Below are 2,978 nucleotides of genomic sequence, written 5' to 3' on the forward strand. Positions count from 1 at the left end.
CTAGTGTCCTATTTTGATTTTAATTGACTATAAAATTTTAATAACTCATGTTATTACAAAGGCCTCTGTGTTTGAAAAATGAAATACTGGATGTTGGCAGATTCGCGCTGATAAAGCAGAACTTCTTAAAAAGGTCGTCTGAAATCCCTTTTAGGATTTCAGACGACCCTTATATTTTATAGCTTCAATCATTTTTGTCTAAATGATAAATTTGGGCAACGGCTTCTACAAGATCACTGTCGGTCGAGCCTGCTTTATTGAGGGTTCGGGTAGGGGAATGGAGCAGTTTATTGGTCAGTTGGATGGAGAGGCGTTCGAGGACTTCTTCTGGGGACGTGCCTTTTGCCAGTTGTTTCATTGCATTTTCTAGTACTTGTCTGCGGGCGCGCTCGCCCTCGTCGCGAAGTGCGCGGATAAGCGGGACGCTTTGGCGGCTTTTTTGTTGTTGGATAAATTCGCCGACTTTTTCTTCAACCATGGCTTCGGCGGCTGCGGCGGCTTTTTGCCGTGATTCTTTACCGCTTTGGACGATGTTCATCATATCGTCGACGGTATAAAGATAGGCATCTCCAAGTTCGCCCACTTCTTCTTCGATGTCTCTGGGGACGGCCAAATCCAATAGGAAAACAGGCATGTTATGGCGTTGTTTCAAAGCGCGTTCAACCATGCCTTTGCCGACCAATGGAAGCTGGCTGGCGGTTGAAGAAACGACGACATCGTATTCGTGCAAAATTTCAGGCAGGTCGGTCAGCAGGTGAGGTTCGGCAGTAATGCCGAGTTTGTCGCATAATTCTTGCGCACGGGGCAGGGTGCGGTTGGCGACGGTAATCAGTTTGGGGTTTTTCGCGGCAAAGTAGGTAGCTACCAATTCAATCATTTCGCCCGCGCCGATAAATAAAACATTCAAATCGGCAATGTCGGGGAAAATTTGTTCCGCCATTTTGACCGAGGCGGATGCCATAGATACGGAATTTTCACCGACGGCGGTATCGGTACGGATTTCTTTGGCTACTGAGAAGGTTTTTTGGAACAGCGCATTGAGGTGTGAATTGATGCTTTCCTGCTCTTGGGCGATACGGACGGCATCTTTGATTTGTCCGAGGATTTGCGGTTCCCCTAATACCATGGAATCCAGCCCGCAGGCTACGCGGAAGGCGTGTCGGATGGTTTCGTTGTTGTCTAAAGTGTAGAGGTAGGGACGGATTTCTTCGACAGGGAGATTATGATATTCGGCGAGCCATTCAATAATCCGCTCTGTATTGCCGACGCAATAGAGCTCGGTACGGTTGCACGTAGATAGGATAACAGCTTCGTCAGCGGCCGGACTGTGTGCTAAAGCGCGAACTGCATCGGGGAGATGCTCGGCGGCGAATGCTAATTTTTCGCGTATGCTCAGGGGCGCAGTTTGATGGTTGAGTCCGACGGCGGTGAGTTGCATGGGGAGGGTGTTTTGCGGAATGGTGTGTGTCGGGCGGTATTATAGCCCAATTCAGATATGAAATGAACGGATAAGGGGAGTGGGTAGGTGGAGGTTATCTGAAATTTTATGTGTCGGCGGTTTTAGGTTTTCAGACGACCTGTTCATCTCACAGATAAAAATGTTTGCCGTTGTTAGGGTTGTTTGCTTTCAAATCGCTCAACATCCGTTTGAAATCCAAGCCGTATTGTCCGCTTAATTTTTCCGCGCGTTTTTTCAGTTTGTCGAGGTTTTGCTCTTTCGGACTGCTTTGGAACGCCATCACCGCCATATTGCCGTGGCTTTCGGCGGGCAGCTCCAGCACGCGGCCTTCGAAGACGTTGAGCAGGCGTTCGACGAAGCGTTGGTAGCGTTTGTCGCCGCTCCACCAGTTGGTCACGAATACGCCGTCGGGCGAGAGGGCGTTGCGGCAGTCTTGGAAGAAGGGTTCTTCCACCAGCGCGTCGATGATTTGTTCGCCGTCGAAACCGTCCACCAAAATCACGTCGGTATTGTGGCGGAACACTTTGATGTATTCCGCGCCGTCCGCTTCGACGATTTCGAAGTTTTCCCCTTCAAACGGCAGCTCGAACAGGCTGCGGGCGACGGCGATGACCTGCGGGTTGATGTCCACGGCGGTTTGTTTGGTGTCGGGCAGGTAGCTGTCTATCCAGCGTGCGAACGAGCCGCCGCCCAAGCCGATTTGGGTGATGTGTTTCGGCGTTTCTTCCGCAAACAGAAGCCAGCCCATCATCGCGCGGCTGTACGATAAAACCAGTTCGGCGGGATGGTCGAGGTTCATCGAGCTTTGGATGGTGTCGCTGCCCAGATGCAACGAGCGGATATTGCCTTCTTCGGAAATGCCGACTTCGGGCAGGTCAGACTTGGCGGGGCGCAGGCGGCGGTAGGGGTGTCGTGGCATGATGTGGACGGATGGAGGGGAAAGGGGGGGTATTTTATCAGAGTGTGTGGGGGACTGTTAGTTTTTGCACAAATAATAAGTAATATAAAAAAACGCCGAAATCTTTTAAAGACGTGGATTTCGGCATTTTTGTGTTTGGAAAAAAAGTTGCATCAGCTTTTTCACAAAACCGCGCGGGAATGCGCGGTTTTTTGTTGAAAGCTGTCGGGTTTTGATAGGTTTTTAAACGGGTTTTAAGAGGTTTTTAAAATCAGTTCACGGAACGGCCGAACCATTCTACGCGGCCGATGATGGCGATGTCGGTATTGTCGGCTGTGAGGTCAATTTCAAAAGGGGCGTAATGGGGGTTGGCGGATGTGACTAATATAGTCAATTAAAAATAAAATAGTACAATACTCAACTTTGAAGGTCTAACCATGGCATACTCTGCGGACTTAAGAAACAAAGCTTTAAACTATTACGAACAATGCAAAAACATCAGCCAAACCGCAGCAACGTTTAACTTGTCAAGAAACACGCTTTACCTGTGGATTCACCTTAAAAAACAAACGGGCAGCCTAAAACATCAGCCGCCGTTTGCTATGCACTCAAACAGATGGG

Annotated in this window: 3 protein-coding genes and 1 pseudogene; 1 reads left to right on the forward strand and 3 read right to left on the reverse strand. The window is 49.3% G+C overall.

Translation table 11 applies throughout. The annotated features are described in order from the left end of the window. Positions 1 to 184: 184 nt before the first annotated feature. The 3 genes and pseudogenes from hemA to HMPREF2954_RS13215 form a co-directional block, all read right to left on the reverse strand. Positions 185 to 1,438, reverse strand: coding sequence for a glutamyl-tRNA reductase (hemA, locus tag HMPREF2954_RS03660; RefSeq protein WP_045073326.1), 1,254 nt, complete (start codon positions 1,436 to 1,438; stop codon positions 185 to 187). A gap of 148 nt (positions 1,439 to 1,586) precedes the next feature. Beyond that, on the reverse strand, positions 1,587 to 2,378 hold the full coding sequence (locus HMPREF2954_RS03665) for a polyamine aminopropyltransferase (RefSeq protein WP_045073323.1): 792 nt from the start codon (positions 2,376 to 2,378) through the stop codon (positions 1,587 to 1,589). A gap of 250 nt (positions 2,379 to 2,628) precedes the next feature. Further along, positions 2,629 to 2,745 (reverse strand): annotated as a pseudogene (locus HMPREF2954_RS13215) (helix-turn-helix transcriptional regulator); the annotation flags it as partial. Positions 2,746 to 2,794: 49 nt separating this feature from the next. On the opposite strand from HMPREF2954_RS13215, the gene HMPREF2954_RS11430 reads away from it, so the two are divergent. Further along, positions 2,795 to 2,978, forward strand: a 184-nt coding sequence (locus HMPREF2954_RS11430; RefSeq protein WP_083313601.1) for an IS630 transposase-related protein, incomplete at its 3' end; no start/stop codon positions are given.

This window comes from Neisseria sp. HMSC067H09 (assembly GCF_001814135.1).
GTDB lineage: Bacteria > Pseudomonadota > Gammaproteobacteria > Burkholderiales > Neisseriaceae > Neisseria.

Excerpts from the sequence above, each read along its gene's own strand:
- HMPREF2954_RS03665 (WP_045073323.1), bottom strand. The coding sequence starts at position 2,378 with ATGCCACGACACCCCTACCGCCGCCTGCGCCCCGCCAAGTCTGACCTG.
- hemA (WP_045073326.1), bottom strand. The coding sequence starts at position 1,438 with ATGCAACTCACCGCCGTCGGACTCAACCATCAAACTGCGCCCCTGAGC.